Source organism: Pseudomonas rhizozeae (assembly GCF_031583775.1).
Taxonomy (GTDB): Bacteria; Pseudomonadota; Gammaproteobacteria; order Pseudomonadales; family Pseudomonadaceae; genus Aquipseudomonas.
In genome coordinates this window covers 1-14397 of sequence record NZ_JAVLSB010000031.1, presented here as the reverse complement: position 1 = coordinate 14397, position 14397 = coordinate 1, and the positions used below count along the sequence as shown (strand labels likewise).

Below are 14397 nucleotides of genomic sequence, written 5' to 3'. Positions count from 1 at the left end.
AAAAGTGCCAGCGTCACCTGTAGCCGACGGGGTTAGAGCAACACCGTCGCCCAGGTCGAACCGAGCAAGAGCAGGGCCATGGCTTTATTGATTCGCCCCGTCGCCCGGGGCGAAGCACTGAATCTGCAAGTTGCCGCCCCGAGCAGAGCCCAGGCGGCCAGGCAAGGCAGAGCGATCAGGAAGAAAGCCAGCGACAACATCAGGACATGGGCTTGTCGGTCGATGCCACTGCCAGCAAAAACGCTGACCACCGCCAGCGCCATCATCCAGGTTTTCGGGTTAACCACTTGTAACGTCACAGCGGCCATGGCTCCCAGCCTGGGTTGCTTGGTGCAAGCCATCGGCGCCGCAGCATCGGCGGTGAACAGTTGCCATGACAGGTAGCTGAGCCAGATCACCCCTGACCACTGCAAAATCGTCTGTGCCAACGGAAACGCTTCAAATACCCGATTACCGCCGCTGCCGACCACAAACACGATGGTCGCCGCACCGGCGCATCCCCCCAGAATAATCGGCACCGCCGCTTTAAAACCAAACCGCGCACTGTTGCTCAGCACCAGAATATTGGTCGGCCCCGGTGTGATCGACGCGACGAAAGCGAACAGCAGGAATGGCAGGAGGGTGGGGAAGGTGGACAACATGGCCGAGGCTCCAGTGATTGATCGATGGGGTCGATCATCACCACTGGCGCCTCAGGCGTCTGGAAGATTTGAGCAGCGCTTGCGGTACATCGCCGGGGTCAAGCCGTAGGCGCGCACGAACCAGCGGCCCAAGTGGCTTTGATCGGCGAAGCCGAGCTCCATGGCGACTGCCGCCGGTTGCGCGCCGGAGGCCAGCAAGCGGCGGGCCTTGGACAAGCGCAGCTGCACCAGATAGGCGTGCGGTGCCAGGCCATACGCGGCTTTGAAGGCGCGGGTCAAACGAAAGCGGTCGACACCGCTGACTGTCGCCAATTGATCGAGGCCGATATCGAGGTGCGCGTTCGCGTGCAGGTAATCCCGGGCCCTCTGCGCCACTAAAGGCAGGCGCGGATCTTCGCCATAGCGCTGGCGCCAGTGCAAGTGGCTGGTCAGGCGCTCGAGCAAACCATCGACGGCGGTCTGCCGGACGATCTTCAATTCGCCGCCATGCAGGGTTTCGAACGCCAGGCTAGTGGCCTGGGCCAGGCGTGGGTCGGCAATCAGCGGCTGAGCGACGCACAGTTGATGATTGAGCGGCGCATCCTGGAACAGCGCGCCCAGCTCACGCTCCAGCCATAGCGGGTCGAGGTAGAGCGTGCGGTAGGTGAAACCGTCTTCGGTCGGCGCGTCGCCGTCGTGGATGTCACCGGGTTCAAGCAGGAAGGTTTTGCCCGGAACGCTGTGGTGGCGGGTGCGGCGGCAGTTGAATTGCTGCACGCCCTGTTCGGTAATGCCCACCAGATAACTATCGTGGAAATGCGGATCGTAGGCGTGGCCGCGGAAATGCGCGCGCAAAGTCTCGATGCCGGTGTCGGCGTCCTGCTTGAGGTCGATCCAGTTCTGCGTGCTCATGAACGAAGCCCTTGTGGCGAGGGAGCTTGCTCCCGCAGGGGCACGGAGCGGCCCCGGATTACCGGGCCATTTAACCCCGGCCAACCCTCCCTGCCTAGAACGTTTGTGCAGCCATCAATTAAACAAACCGGCGGCAATGTTGATCGAGAACCCGAGAATTGCCGTGTTGAACAGAAAGCCAATCAGCGATTGCGCCAGCACAATCTTGCGCAAGCTGCGGGTGGCGACGCCGACGTCCGAGGTTTGCACGGCGACGCCGATGGTGAACGAGAAGTACAGGAAGTCCCAATAATTTGGCGTAGTCAGCCCTTCAGCGAAGCGCAGCGCCGGCTCCTTACCGTCCCAGGTGTAATAAAGACGCGCGTAATGCACGCTGAAGATCACACCGATCAGCAGCCATGAACCGATTACCGTCAGCGCGGTAAAACCGTAATGCAGCAGCTTGCGACTGCTTTCCAGGTCGCGGCTGCCGGCCAGTTCAAAAGTGATGGTCGCCAGGCTGGCCAACGCCGCGATGCACACCACGAGCAACACCAGCCCGGCATTTTCGTCTTCCACTTCAGCGATGAGCTTCACGTCCGGCGCCTTGGCGCGAATCGTCAGCCACAGCATCAGCGTCAGATACGCCCAGACCCCGGTGTTCCAGCCGATGAGGATGTTGCTGACGATGGAATCCGCCGGGATCAGGATGCCGGCGGCAATCCCAAGGGTGGCGGCAGCGGACAGGCGAGGGTGGGTGCGGGCGAGGTGCGGCATGGAAACTCGATGGCGAAGGGCTCGGCATCACCATAGCCCAAGGCGCGGGCCGTGCATAACTCTGCGCACCTCTGTGGTGAGAGGGCTTGCCCCCGCCGTGCCATTGTAGTGAGGGGGCTTGCCCCCGATGGCCTGCGCAGCAGGCCCAAAAGCATCCCGCACAGACTGACGCCTGTGAAATTATGTAAGGGTTTTGTTCGGTCACGGGTGAGGACGTATATCCTTGGCGCCTTGACGCCCATGCGCACGGAAAAACGCTTCCGCGAGCAGGCTTGCTCCCACAAATATTGTAGGAGCGAGCCTGCTCGCGAAGGCGATGGATCAAACACCACCGCTTTGTCTGGAAACACCCATGCCCAACATCCTGCTGGTCGAAGACGACACCGCACTCTCCGAACTGATCGCCAGTTACCTGGAGCGCAACGGCTATTCGGTCAGCGTGACCAGCCGTGGCGACCAGGTGCGCGAGCGCGCGCGGGTCAATCCGCCGGACCTGGTGATCCTCGACCTGATGCTGCCGGGCCTCGACGGCCTGCAAGTGTGTCGCCTGCTGCGCGCCGACTCAGCAACCCTGCCGATCCTCATGCTCACCGCCCGCGATGACAGCCACGACCAGGTGCTGGGGCTGGAAATGGGCGCCGACGACTACGTCACCAAACCCTGCGAGCCGCGTGTGCTATTGGCCCGCGTGCGCACTTTGTTGCGGCGCAGCAGCCTCAACGAGCCACAAACCGCCAGCGACCGGATTCTAATGGGCAACCTGTGCATCGATCTGTCGGAGCGCACCGTCAGTTGGCGCGGTCAGTTGGTGGAATTGTCCAGCGGCGAGTACAACCTGCTGGTGGTGCTGGCCCGGCATGCCGGTGAAGTGCTGAGCCGCGACCAGATCCTGCAACGCTTGCGCGGTATCGAATTCAACGGCACCGACCGCTCGGTGGACGTGGCGATCTCCAAATTGCGGCGCAAGTTCGACGACCACGCCGGCGAGGCGCGAAAAATCAAAACCGTGTGGGGCAAGGGCTACCTGTTCAGTCGCTCGGAATGGGAATGCTGAGGCCATGCTGAGAATTCTCGTTCGCCTGTATCTGGTGACCATTGTCAGTTTCAGCGCGGCGATTTACCTGATGCCGGACCTGGTGGTGAAGGTGTTCCAGGAGCGTTTTATCAGCTACAACCTCGACTATTCCCGTGGCTTGCAAACCCTGATGGTCAAACAATTTCGCGCCGTGCCCGAGGCGCAGTGGCCGGCGGTGGCGGCGCAGATGGACAAGGAATTCGCGCCGCTGCACATCGTCCTCAGCCGCATCGATGACCCGGAGTTCAGCGCCATCGAACGCGAACGTCTGCAGCGTGGCGACAACGTGGTGCGGGTCGGCGACTGGGGCTGGCGGACTTTGGCGGCGGCGCCGCTGGACGGGCAGACGGCGGTGAAAATGATCGTGCCACCGGACCCAATGGACGTGGATTTGCTGTACTGGAGCATCAATGTGCTGATCGGCGCCGCGCTGCTGGGTTGCCTACTCATCTGGCTGCGCTTGCACTGGCGCGATCTGGAACGCCTCAAAGGCACCGCCGAACGCTTCGGCAAGGGCCACTTGGGCGAGCGCACGCAGATTGCCGCGAGTTCCAATATTGGCAGTCTGGCCCATGTGTTCGACACCATGGCCGCCGACATCGAATGCCTGCTCAATCAACAACGCGACTTGCTCAACGCGGTCTCCCACGAACTGCGCACGCCGCTGACACGCCTGGATTTCGGTCTGGCGCTGGCGCTGTCCGATGACCTGCCGCAGGCCAGTCGCGAGCGCCTGCAAGGCCTGGTGGCGCACATTCGCGAATTGGATGAGTTGGTGCTGGAGTTGCTGTCCTACAGCCGTTTGCAGAACCCGGCGCGTTTGCCGGAGCGGGTCGAGGTGGCGCTGGACGAGTTTATCGACAGCATCCTCGGCAGTGTCGACGACGAACTGGAATCACCGGAGATCGTCATCGACGTCGCGCTGCACAACCAGCTTGAGCGCTTTACCCTAGACCCACGCCTGACCGCCAGAGCGATTCAAAACCTGCTGCGCAACGCCATGCGCTACTGCGAAAAACGTATCCAGGTCGGCGTTCAGGTGTGCCCCAAAGGTTGTGAGATTTGGGTGGATGACGACGGCATCGGCATTCCCGAGGATGAGCGCGAGCGTATTTTCGAACCGTTCTACCGTCTCGACCGCAGCCGTGACCGCGCCACCGGTGGCTTCGGCCTCGGCCTGGCCATCAGCCGCCGCGCCCTCGAAGCCCAGGGCGGCACCTTGACCGTGCAAGCCTCGCCGTTGGGTGGGGCGCGGTTTCGGCTGTGGTTGCCCCAGTGGTGAGGGACCAATATCCTCTGCACTGGGGATCACCAGCCACCCGGCGACTGTCAGGTTTTCGATGAATCGTCGATGGCTTCGGCCAGGTCCTGGTATTCCTCGCAGGCGCTGCCGCAGATCGACTGAATGTGTTGCAGCTGTTCTTGCGCCAGGTCCAGCCGCCCCTTGATCACATAGGCCTCGCCCAAATATTCGCGTACTTGCGCGTACTGCGGGTCGAGCTTGACCGACTGCAAGTAGTAGCCGATGCCTTCGTCGGTGCGCCCCAGCTTGCGCGTGGCGTAGCCGCGATAGTTGAGGGCTTTGGCGGTGTTGGGGTTTTTCAGGGTGTCGAGCAGCGCAAGGGCTTCTTCATAGCGCCCGGCCTTGGCCAGTTGGTAGGCGTACTTGGTGCGATCTTCATCCGGCACCAGGCTGCTGGTCTGGGACACGCATTTTTGCGACTGGGTGTCGAAGACCTGGCCCTTGGGGCATTGCGGCTTGGGTGGGGCTGCTTCATCGCCAGCGGCGAGAACGAGTGAGCTGCCGAGGGCGGCGGCCAGGCAGGTGGCGAGCAGCAGCGGTGTTGCGAAAGCGCGACGGGTGTTCATTGACTGTGACTCCTGTGAGGGCAAATCAAGGTTGGCAGATCAACAACGCTTCGACGTGTGGGTTTATTCCAGAGTATTTCAGTGATGGGTGCCCGTTTGCTACAAACCCGCAGAGTCCCGCATTTGGCCAAACCGCTGCCTTACTGCCACGGGTGATGCATTGCTATAGTTCAAGCCTCATTTCTGACCGGTCAAGGATCGTTGCCATGTCTCAATACACAGCTTTCAGCGTCGAACTGGCGGATAACATCGCCCATGTGCAGATCAACCGGCCGGAAAAGATCAACGCCATGAATGCCGCGTTCTGGAGTGAGATCATCGAGATTTTCCAATGGGTCGACGACACCGACGCCGTGAGGGTGGTGGTGCTGAGTGGCGCCGGCAAGCATTTTTCGTCCGGTATTGACCTGATGATGCTGGCCGGCGTGGCCAATGAACTGGGCAAGGATGTCGGGCGCAACGCGCGGTTGCTGCGGCGCAAGATCCTCAACCTGCAAGCGTCCTTCAATGCCGTCGACAACTGCCGCAAACCGGTGCTCGCTGCGGTCCAGGGCTATTGCCTGGGCGGCGCTATCGATTTGATTTCCGCCTGTGACATGCGCTACGCCGCCGAAGACGCGCAGTTCTCGATCAAGGAAATCGACATTGGCATGGCGGCCGACGTCGGTACGTTGCAACGGTTGCCGCGGATCATCGGTGACGGCATGCTGCGTGAGCTGGCGTACACTGGTCGCACCTTTGGTGCCGCCGAAGCGCGCGAGATGGGCCTGGTCAACCGCGTCTACAGCGATGCGTCCAGCCTGCTGGACGGGGTGATGGGCCTGGCGCGGGACATCGCCAGCAAATCGCCGATTGCCGTGGCGGGCACCAAGGCGATGATCAGCTACATGCGCGACCACAGCATTGCCGATGGTCTCGACTACGTCGCCACGTGGAACGCCGCCATGCTGCAATCCAACGATTTGCGCGTGGCCATGGCCGCCCATATGAGCAAACAGAAGCCCGAATTTCTGGACTGATTGAACATGACTTCACGCTGGACCACGGCAGTACTGGACACCGATCAACCCGGCGGCTGGGCCGTCGCACGCAGCCCCGAAGGCTTTTTGTTCGACGACAACGGCGCGCTGTTCCCCCGGGAATGGCTCAAGCGCCAGGACCTGACGATCCTCGCCGAGCATGGCATTGGCCATCTGGACGGCGAACCGGTGTACTTGCTGGAACTGCGCAGTTCCGGCGAAGTGCCGGGCTGCAACTGGAAAGGCCTGCGGGCGTTCATGCTCGAAGGTGACCACACGGTCTACAAGGTTTTGGGGTACGCCGCGCAGATTGGCACCTGGTACCGCGAGCATCGTTTTTGCGGCAATTGTGGCCAGGCAGCGAAGCAGGTTCCCGGTGAGCGGGCGATGTATTGCGAGGCCTGCGATCTACGTTATTACCCGCGCATCTCGCCGAGCATGATTGTGCTGGTCACCCGTGGCGACGAGGTGCTATTGGCGCGCTCGCCGCGTTTTGTCAGTGGGGTCTACAGCACGCTGGCGGGGTTCGCCGAGCCGGGGGAGTCGGCGGAGGATTGCCTGATCCGTGAAGTGCGCGAGGAAGTCAGCATTGAGGTGAAGAACATCCAGTATCTGGGCAGCCAGTGCTGGCCGTTCCCGCATTCGATGATGCTGGGTTTTCACGCCGAATACGCCGGTGGCGAGATTGTCTGTCAGGAAGATGAAATCGAAGACGCGCAGTGGTTCAACGTCCACGACCTCCCGCCGCTGCCGGCCTCGCGCTCGATCGCTCGGTACTTGATCGACGTGTACGTGGCGCGGCGACTAGGCCACGCTGAACCAGTGCTGCCAAGCTAGGCGCACGGTCAATCCCAGGACAACGGTGATGAACACCGGGCGAATGAACTTCGCCCCGCCGCTGATAGCGGTGCGGGCGCCAAAAAACGCGCCGGCCATGACTGACACGCCCATGCTCAGGCCGATGATCCAGTCCACTTGTCCGGAAAAGACAAACACCGACAGCGCGGCGATGTTGCTGACGAAGTTCATGCTGCGGGCCACGCCGCTGGCCTTTACCAGGTCGACGGGGTAGAGCAGCAGCGTGCTGACGGTCCAGAACGCGCCGGTGCCGGGGCCCGCAACGCCGTCGTAGAAACCGAGGCTGAAGCCTTGGGCCGGTTGCCATTTCTTGCTGATCGGCGCGTCGCTGTCCAGTGGCGCTTTCGGTGTACCGCCAAACAGCAAGTACAGGCCGCAGCCAAAAACGATCACCGGCAGCATCTTGTTCAGCCATTCGGCGGGCAAGTACTGCGCGATCACCGCGCCACTCAGCGCGCCCACCAGTGTACCGACGATCGCCCGCCGCCATTGCCGAGGGTGGAACAACTTGCGCCGGTAAAAAGTGAAACCCGCCGTGGCCGAGCCGAAGGTCGAGCTGAGCTTGTTGGTGCCGAGCACCAGATGCGGCGGCAGACCGGCGGTGAGCAACGCCGGCGTGGTCAACAGCCCGCCACCACCGGCAATCGCGTCTATAAACCCGGCGACGAATGCGACAAGCGCCAGGATGGCCAGGGTGGAGAGTTCAACACTGAGTTCGAAAGGCATGGAATCGGCTTGATCGGCAGGGAGCGCAGGGAAAAGGCCTGCGGGGAAGGGGTGCTATCTTACTGATATCCGCAACGGGAGGCGACTTGTCTGGCGTCATTGCGAGCAGGTTTGGAGAGTGAGGGGCGACTACGTCGCCCATCGGGGGCAAGCCCCTCGCCACAGGTAAATGGTTTGCCGAAGACAATTTGGCCATTGTGGGAGCGAGCCTGCTCGCGAAGCGATGTATCAGCAAACGATGAGGGTGCTGACATTCCGCGTTCGCGAGCAGGCTCGCTCCCACTAGATAGGGACAGTGTGAGGTTACAGCCCTAGGTCAGACAGGCTCGGATGATCATCCGGGCGGCGGCCGAGCGGCCAGTGGAATTTACGCTCGCTTTCCTTGATGGGCATGTCATTGATGCAGGCGAAGCGGTGAGCCATCAGGCCGTTTTCGTCGAACTCCCAGTTCTCGTTGCCATAGGAACGGAACCAGTTACCCGAGTCGTCATGCCATTCATAGGCATAGCGCACGGCGATGCGGTTGTCGGTGAAGGCCCAGAGTTCCTTGATCAACCGGTAATCCAGTTCCTTGGCCCATTTGCGGGTCAGGAAGCCTTTGGCTTCTTCGCGATTGGTGGCGAATTCGGCACGGTTACGCCATTTGGTGTCCAGGGTGTAGGCCAGGGATACACGTTCTGCGTCACGGCTGTTCCAGCCATCTTCGGCCAGGCGCACCTTCTCGATGGCCGATTCACGGGTAAAAGGTGGCAGTGGCGGGCGGGTTTCGGTCGACATCATTATTCTCCTATCAAATTAATATTGAGTAAGGTGCCTGGTTGTTCAGGTTGTTACAGTTCCAATAACTTCCGTGCCACGCATTGCGCATTATCGGCGGCACCGTGGTCACCCATTAACAGTGCAACGGTAATGGCGCCGTCGATCAAAATCAGCAACTGGCGGGCTGCTGTTTGAGGATCTTCAATGCCATGTTCGATACACAGTTCAAGTACATAGTCGAGCAACTTCTGTTTGTGTTCCCTGGCGACTTGACGCACCGGATCGGTGGGGTCGCCCGTCTCGCCGCTGGTGTTGATGAACGCACAGCCGCGAAAGCCTTCGCTGACGAACCAGCTCTTGAGCACGCTGAACAGGTTGAGCAGGCGCGCCGCTGAGGTTTCGCCCTTGCCGACTTCGCTGCGGTACCACTGCATCCAGCGCACATCGCGGCGTTGCAGGGCGGCAACCGTCAGCTCTTCCTTGTTGGCAAAATAACGATAGATGCTTTTTCTGGAGACACCGGCAGTTTTCACCAGAAGATCCATGCCGGTGGCGGCGATGCCACTTTTGTAGATCAACTTTTCGGTGACATCCAGAATGATGTCGCGTGTGTCATTGCGAGTAAGTTCGTTCATGTGGCGTACAGTAGAACGAGCGTTCTCCATAGTCAACCAGTATTTTCCGTTGGCTGTTAGATTGCTTTCGCGAGCAGGCTCGCTCCCACGCGTTTGCGTAATCAAAGGTCAGAGCGAACCTACTTGCGAAAGGGCGCTTTACGGCCGCCGGGAAGACCCGAGCCCATCCATGGTGTAAGCTCTCGGGTTCATCGGATTAGACCCTTGCGAGCCCTATGCCGTCGCTTTTTAAACGCTCTCTGTTGCCCAAACTGCGCAGTTTTCCGCTGACCGCCGAGGATGTGACCATCCTCGGCGGCGCTGCTGAGTACCGTCATTGCCTGCTGGATAAAATCGCCCAGGCCACCCAGCGCATCTATATCGTCGCCCTGTACCTGCAGCAGGATGAGGCCGGCCAGGAAATTCTCGATGCGCTGCACGCTGCTAAAACTGCGCGGCCCGAACTGGATATCGTGGTGGTGGTCGACTGGCTGCGCGCCCAGCGCGGTCTGATCGGCGCTGGCAAGCAACCTGGCAACTCGGCCTGGTATCAGGAAATGACGCGGACCCACGCCAGCGAAGTGCCGATCTACGGCGTGCCGGTGCAGACCCGCGAACTGTTTGGCGTGTTGCACCTCAAGGGTTTCATCATCGACGACAGCGTTATCTACAGCGGCGCGAGCCTCAATAACGTCTACCTGCACAAATTCGACAAGTACCGCTACGACCGCTATCACGTGCTGAACAATCGTGATCTGGCGGATTCTATGCAGCACTTGGTGCAACATGGCCTGATCACTTCCAAAGCGGTGCATCGCCTCGACCTGCCGAACCTGCCCACCACCCGCAGCCTGCGCAATGACATCGGCGACCTGCGCAGCCGCCTCAAACACGCTGCGTATGACACCAGCGCGGGTACTGTGGTCAAGGGCCAGTTGTGCGTCAGCCCGTTATTGGGCGTGGGCAAGAACAACCCGCTGAGCCGAGTGATTGGCGAGTTGATCGCCAGCGCCCAACACCAGCTGACCATTTGTACGCCGTACTTCAACCTGCCACTGGCGGTGACCCGCGAACTCAATCGAGCGCTGGCCCGTGGCGTGAAGATTGACATCATCGTCGGCGACAAGACGGCCAACGACTTCTATATACCGCCGAGCGAACCGTTCAAGGTGATCGCCGCGCTGCCTTATCTATACGAAATCAGCTTGCGGCGCTTTGCCAAGCGCCATCAGAAGATGATCGACAGCGGCCAGTTGAATCTGCGGCTGTGGCGCGATGGCGACAACACTTACCACCTGAAGGGCATGTGGGTCGATCAGCGTTACACCTTGCTGACCGGCAACAACCTCAACCCGCGAGCGTTTCGCCTCGATCTGGAAAATGCCTTGCTGCTGGATGATCCAAAGGGCGAACTGCTGGAGCCACGGCGGACCGAACTGACGCAGATCTACCGGCACACGCGGCGGATCGAACGCTATCAGGACCTGGAAACGTTGCCGGATTATCCGGAAGCGGTCGGGAAATTCCTGCGTCGGGTCAGCCGCGTGCGCATCGAACGTCTGCTCTACCGGATCCTGTAACGGCTCAGCCGAAATACCGCAGCACGACCGCGCGGTAGTTGCCGTCCAGTGAGTAACCGGCGACCAGAATGCCGCCGTCCGCCTGCAGTGCCAATGACGTCGCCGTGTCGAGGCTGCGGCCCAGGCGCGTGCGAACCCAACCGGTGCCTTTGGCGAATCCGGCATCGAGGTCGCCGTCCGGCAAGTAGCGCGCCAGCGTGAAATCTGCCTCGACCCCACCCACGGTGGCGCCGGCCGCCAGCACGCAACCGTCCGGCTGGGGCAGGGCAGCGGTCCATTGGCTAAGACTGTCGCCGATCCGCAGCATGCGCGCTTCGCCGACGTTGCAGCGATCATCCGGTTGACCATCGTCGCGCACAACCAGGGCGAGGCTGTGCATCGGATCGCGGCTGCTGCCCAGGCACAGCAAGCGTTCATCGTCCAAGGGCACCACCCGACTGACTTGCGCGCCCTGGCCATCAGCCTTGAAGCGCAAGAAGCCATGGTCGGCAAAGGCTTCATCCAGTTCGCCGTTGAGTGTGTAACGCGCCAGCAATCCCTCCTGCGGCATGTTGATCGATCCCGCTACTAGCACATGATCGCTACCGTGCAGGGTCAAACTGCCGAGCCAGGAATTCATCAACCGATGGCGCACCATCACGAACCCTCTGCCATTAAAGTCAGGGTCCAGGCTGCCGTCGGGCAACAGGCAGATGAGCAGGCCGACATGGTCCGCGAGGTCGAAATGATGATTGGCCAGCAGTAGGATGCGGCCGTCGCGTAACAGTTGCAGGTCGCAGGCTTCTGCGCCGGGCACCCCCGGAGGCAGCCAGCCATCGCGGCGGCCCATGGACAACTCGCCGGGCAGTCGCACCACCAGTCGGCCGTCGTCGCCAAAAGTGTTGACCGGATGTCCGTGTTGATCGAACAGGGCCAGGGCTGGCAAGGTGCGCTGGCCATCTTCGTAATGCAGTCCGCCCAGCAACAAATGGCCGTTTTTCAGGATCCTTAGCGTACTGCCGGTGGCGTCGCTGCCCGCCGCAAATTGGCCGATGACGCTACCGTGGTAGCCGAAGCTCAGGTCAGCGCAACCATCTGCCTGCAACCGGGCCAGGCCGAAGCGGTCGCCCTCGGCGGTACCGACCTTGGCCGCCACCAGCACGCGACCCTGAGTATCGACCGCCACGCCATGAGCCCGGCTAGATGCGCTGTCGGGGAAATACACCGACGCCTTGCCGCCGGCGGCAAACGTGGGGTCCAACTGTCCTGCGGTGTTCTCCAACACAACCTTGGCAACAGCGGTGTGAGCGGACATGCGCGCCTCTCCTCGCAAGCCGACAACAACCGGGAACCGGGGAGTGGCCACGTGAGCGAAACATTCAATCCCTGAATGCATTAACGCACAACTGTCAGACCTTACAGGTGGACAGTCGCTGTGTGCCAGATTGCTGACTTTTCAGTCCAAAGCCAAGCTAGCCAAGCATTTTGGCGGTGCTGACGGCCTGGTTTAAGGCGTGTAAGGGAGGGAGTTATAGCAATGTGTGCATTCAAGGGTTGAATGGCGGGGACAAAAACAACAGACAAAAAAATGCGGATCACCGGGGCGGTGATCCGCATCTCTGGATTATTGAGGCATGGACCAGGATTGCAGTTCATAACCTTCTTTGCTGATATCGGCGCGGGCCTGTTTGAGCAGCGACTCGAGTTGCGCCGGATCGACATAAGCACTGCTTGGAATCTGCTGGCGACCGATGTGAGTAAAAGTGCGGTCGATAACGGTCAGGGATAATTCGCCGTTGCCTTCCCAGGCCACACACTTGAACGGGTGAAATGCGTGGTTGGCGATCAAAAGAGCTTCGTTGATGCGCAGCGGAGCATTCATTTCGGTTGTTCTCTCTTATAAGCCCATTCAAGTGACAGGCCGTCGGTTGGGCGTTCCGTCCGGCAGTTACTTGTACTGATGCACGCACACCGGCTGCAGGTCACACAGTGCTAAAAGAAATTTCAACTTTCTTACATATTGTTGATGATTGATCGGTGATTGAAAGCCAAATGAAAGGTTTCATTCGATAGGCAACTAACTAACATGCTGCTTATAACTATTTTCGCATTGATCCTATAGTCAATCGGTACAAGGCTCCGTCAAATTCTTGCTAATGTTACAGCCAGGTCCGCCAAATGACTGTTTCTAATAACATTTCTGTAAGTTTGGCGCCAAGGAACAGTCATGATCGAATCACCCGCGTTACGACGTTTGTTAGTGGTCGATCCTTGCGACGACTGCCACCGTTTATTGCCGGGTTTACGCTCGGTTGGCTGGGATGTGGACAGCTGTAGCCTGGAGAACGCCGGTGCTCGCACCTGCGATGTCGGGCTGTTGCGCTTGCAGCCGTTTCATCTTGATCGCCCGGAAGCGGTCAAGGAGCTGATCACCCGCAGCGGCACCGAATGGATTGCCGTGCTCAGCCAGGAAGTCCTGCGGTTACAAAACGTGGGCGACTTCGTCTGCGAATGGTTCTTCGATTTCCACACCCTGCCGTTCGACGTCTCCAGGGTGCAAGTGACCCTCGGCCGTGCATTCGGCATGGCGCGCCTGCGCGGGCAGGGGACGATTCACATCGACCAGCCCGAGCATGAATTGCTCGGCGACAGCCGGCCGATCCGCGATTTGCGCAAATTGCTCAGCAAACTGGCACCCACCGAGTCGCCGGTGTTGATCCGTGGCGAAAGCGGCACCGGTAAAGAACTGGTGGCCAGGACATTGCACCGCCAATCTCAGCGGCACAGCAAGCCTTTCATCGCGATCAATTGCGGGGCGATTCCTGAACACCTCATTCAGTCCGAGTTGTTCGGCCATGAGAAGGGCGCGTTTACCGGGGCCCACCAGCGCAAGGTCGGGCGCATCGAAGCCGCCAATGGCGGGACCTTGTTCCTCGACGAAATCGGCGATCTGCCGCTGGAGCTGCAAGCCAACCTGTTGCGTTTCCTCCAGGAGAAACACATCGAGCGGGTCGGCGGCAGTCAGCCGATCCCGGTGGATGTGCGGGTGTTGGCGGCGACCCACGTCGACCTCGAAGCGGCGATCGAGAAAAAGCGCTTCCGCGAGGATTTGTACTATCGGCTGAATGTCTTGCAAGTGGTCACCGCGCCGTTGCGCGAACGGCACGGCGACCTGGCGATGCTGGCCAACCATTTCGCGCATTTCTACAGCCATGAAACCGGTCGCCGGCCGCGAAGCTTCAGCGAAGATGCCCTGGTGGCCATGGGCAAACATGATTGGCCGGGCAATGTCCGCGAGCTGGCCAACCGGGTTCGCCGGGGGCTGGTGCTGGCCGAAGGGCGGCAGATCGAAGCCCGCGACCTGGGGCTGGTCAGCCAGCACACCGTCGCTGCACCGATGGGCACCCTGGAAGATTACAAGACCCGCGCCGAACGCCAGGCGCTGTGCGATGTATTGAACCGGCACAGCGACAATCTCAGCGTGGCCGCCCGTGTACTGGGCGTGTCGCGGCCAACATTTTACCGGTTGCTGCACAAACATCAGATTCGTTAACCACTGCACATACCCTGTGGGAGCGAGCGTGCTCGCGAATCGTCCATCAGCCTCAACCTTTTCGTTGACTGACCGGG

The 14397-nt window shown here is 60.5% G+C and carries 15 protein-coding genes; 6 read left to right on the top strand and 9 right to left on the bottom strand.

Features of this window, described 5'->3' with window-relative positions; genetic code table 11:
* Positions 1-32: 32 nt before the first annotated feature.
* From RG836_RS09910 to RG836_RS09900, 3 genes are all read right to left on the bottom strand, one after another.
* Entirely contained in the window at positions 33-641 is a 609-nt protein-coding gene (locus tag RG836_RS09910) for a LysE family translocator (RefSeq protein WP_310845060.1), read from the bottom strand.
* A 51-nt stretch (positions 642-692) separates the two neighbouring features.
* Positions 693-1532, bottom strand: coding sequence for an AraC family transcriptional regulator (locus RG836_RS09905; protein ID WP_310845059.1), 840 nt, complete (start codon positions 1530-1532; stop codon positions 693-695).
* 114 nt (positions 1533-1646) lie between these two features.
* The gene (locus RG836_RS09900) at positions 1647-2288 is read right to left on the bottom strand and encodes a DUF1345 domain-containing protein (RefSeq protein ID WP_310845058.1); all 642 of its coding nucleotides are present in this window, start codon (positions 2286-2288) and stop codon (positions 1647-1649) included.
* A 352-nt stretch (positions 2289-2640) separates the two neighbouring features.
* Between RG836_RS09900 and RG836_RS09895 the strand changes: the two genes are divergently transcribed.
* On the top strand, positions 2641-3342 hold the full coding sequence (locus RG836_RS09895; protein ID WP_310845057.1) for a response regulator transcription factor: 702 nt from the start codon (positions 2641-2643) through the stop codon (positions 3340-3342).
* Positions 3343-3346: 4 nt separating this feature from the next.
* Entirely contained in the window at positions 3347-4645 is a 1299-nt protein-coding gene (locus RG836_RS09890) for an ATP-binding protein (RefSeq protein ID WP_310845056.1), read from the top strand.
* A 47-nt stretch (positions 4646-4692) separates the two neighbouring features.
* Here RG836_RS09890 and RG836_RS09885 read toward each other — a convergent pair whose 3' ends face one another.
* Positions 4693-5232: a tetratricopeptide repeat protein gene (locus RG836_RS09885; protein WP_310845054.1), complete on the bottom strand. Its 540-nt coding sequence runs from the start codon at positions 5230-5232 to the stop codon at positions 4693-4695.
* A gap of 206 nt (positions 5233-5438) precedes the next feature.
* On the opposite strand from RG836_RS09885, the gene RG836_RS09880 reads away from it, so the two are divergent.
* Together RG836_RS09880 and nudC are read left to right on the top strand one after the other, a co-directional pair.
* Positions 5439-6251 (top strand): crotonase/enoyl-CoA hydratase family protein, encoded by an 813-nt coding sequence (locus tag RG836_RS09880; protein WP_310845053.1) that lies wholly within the window; start codon positions 5439-5441, stop codon positions 6249-6251.
* A 6-nt stretch (positions 6252-6257) separates the two neighbouring features.
* Entirely contained in the window at positions 6258-7088 is an 831-nt protein-coding gene (gene nudC / locus RG836_RS09875; protein WP_310845052.1) for an NAD(+) diphosphatase, read from the top strand.
* Here nudC and RG836_RS09870 read toward each other — a convergent pair.
* The 3 genes from RG836_RS09870 to RG836_RS09860 form a co-directional block, all read right to left on the bottom strand.
* On the bottom strand, positions 7056-7835 hold the full coding sequence (locus RG836_RS09870) for a TSUP family transporter (protein ID WP_310845050.1): 780 nt from the start codon (positions 7833-7835) through the stop codon (positions 7056-7058). The two genes, nudC and RG836_RS09870, sit on opposite strands and share 33 nt — an antisense overlap.
* Positions 7836-8138: 303 nt before the next feature.
* Positions 8139-8615, bottom strand: coding sequence for a nuclear transport factor 2 family protein (locus tag RG836_RS09865; protein WP_310845049.1), 477 nt, complete (start codon positions 8613-8615; stop codon positions 8139-8141).
* 50 nt (positions 8616-8665) lie between these two features.
* Positions 8666-9229: a TetR/AcrR family transcriptional regulator gene (locus RG836_RS09860; RefSeq protein WP_310845088.1), complete on the bottom strand. Its 564-nt coding sequence runs from the start codon at positions 9227-9229 to the stop codon at positions 8666-8668.
* Positions 9230-9444: 215 nt separating this feature from the next.
* Between RG836_RS09860 and pssA the strand changes: the two genes are divergently transcribed.
* On the top strand, positions 9445-10788 hold the full coding sequence (gene pssA, locus RG836_RS09855; protein ID WP_310845048.1) for a CDP-diacylglycerol--serine O-phosphatidyltransferase: 1344 nt from the start codon (positions 9445-9447) through the stop codon (positions 10786-10788).
* A 4-nt stretch (positions 10789-10792) separates the two neighbouring features.
* On the opposite strand, the gene RG836_RS09850 is transcribed toward pssA, so the two are convergent.
* Together RG836_RS09850 and RG836_RS09845 are read right to left on the bottom strand one after the other, a co-directional pair.
* Entirely contained in the window at positions 10793-12082 is a 1290-nt protein-coding gene (locus RG836_RS09850) for an NHL repeat-containing protein (RefSeq protein WP_310845047.1), read from the bottom strand.
* A gap of 309 nt (positions 12083-12391) precedes the next feature.
* Positions 12392-12649, bottom strand: coding sequence for a hypothetical protein (locus RG836_RS09845; RefSeq protein ID WP_310845046.1), 258 nt, complete (start codon positions 12647-12649; stop codon positions 12392-12394).
* 345 nt (positions 12650-12994) lie between these two features.
* Here RG836_RS09845 and RG836_RS09840 point away from each other — a divergent pair, with 345 nt between their 5' ends.
* Positions 12995-14320 carry a sigma-54 dependent transcriptional regulator gene (locus RG836_RS09840; protein WP_310845045.1) on the top strand — a complete coding sequence of 442 codons (1326 nt, stop codon included), beginning with the start codon at positions 12995-12997 and terminating at the stop codon, positions 14318-14320.
* The last annotated feature ends 77 nt before the right edge of the window (positions 14321-14397 follow it).

Bases quoted from the DNA above. Each gene is read 5' to 3' on its own strand.
- RG836_RS09910 (WP_310845060.1), bottom strand. From the start codon at position 641: ATGTTGTCCACCTTCCCCACCCTCCTGCCATTCCTGCTGTTCGCTTTC.
- RG836_RS09905 (WP_310845059.1), bottom strand. From the start codon at position 1,532: ATGAGCACGCAGAACTGGATCGACCTCAAGCAGGACGCCGACACCGGC.
- RG836_RS09900 (WP_310845058.1), bottom strand. From the start codon at position 2,288: ATGCCGCACCTCGCCCGCACCCACCCTCGCCTGTCCGCTGCCGCCACC.
- RG836_RS09895 (WP_310845057.1), top strand. From the start codon at position 2,641: ATGCCCAACATCCTGCTGGTCGAAGACGACACCGCACTCTCCGAACTG.
- RG836_RS09890 (WP_310845056.1), top strand. From the start codon at position 3,347: ATGCTGAGAATTCTCGTTCGCCTGTATCTGGTGACCATTGTCAGTTTC.
- RG836_RS09885 (WP_310845054.1), bottom strand. From the start codon at position 5,232: ATGAACACCCGTCGCGCTTTCGCAACACCGCTGCTGCTCGCCACCTGC.
- RG836_RS09880 (WP_310845053.1), top strand. From the start codon at position 5,439: ATGTCTCAATACACAGCTTTCAGCGTCGAACTGGCGGATAACATCGCC.
- nudC (WP_310845052.1), top strand. From the start codon at position 6,258: ATGACTTCACGCTGGACCACGGCAGTACTGGACACCGATCAACCCGGC.
- RG836_RS09870 (WP_310845050.1), bottom strand. From the start codon at position 7,835: ATGCCTTTCGAACTCAGTGTTGAACTCTCCACCCTGGCCATCCTGGCG.
- RG836_RS09865 (WP_310845049.1), bottom strand. From the start codon at position 8,615: ATGATGTCGACCGAAACCCGCCCGCCACTGCCACCTTTTACCCGTGAA.
- RG836_RS09860 (WP_310845088.1), bottom strand. From the start codon at position 9,229: ATGAACGAACTTACTCGCAATGACACACGCGACATCATTCTGGATGTC.
- pssA (WP_310845048.1), top strand. From the start codon at position 9,445: ATGCCGTCGCTTTTTAAACGCTCTCTGTTGCCCAAACTGCGCAGTTTT.
- RG836_RS09850 (WP_310845047.1), bottom strand. From the start codon at position 12,082: ATGTCCGCTCACACCGCTGTTGCCAAGGTTGTGTTGGAGAACACCGCA.
- RG836_RS09845 (WP_310845046.1), bottom strand. From the start codon at position 12,649: ATGAATGCTCCGCTGCGCATCAACGAAGCTCTTTTGATCGCCAACCAC.
- RG836_RS09840 (WP_310845045.1), top strand. From the start codon at position 12,995: ATGATCGAATCACCCGCGTTACGACGTTTGTTAGTGGTCGATCCTTGC.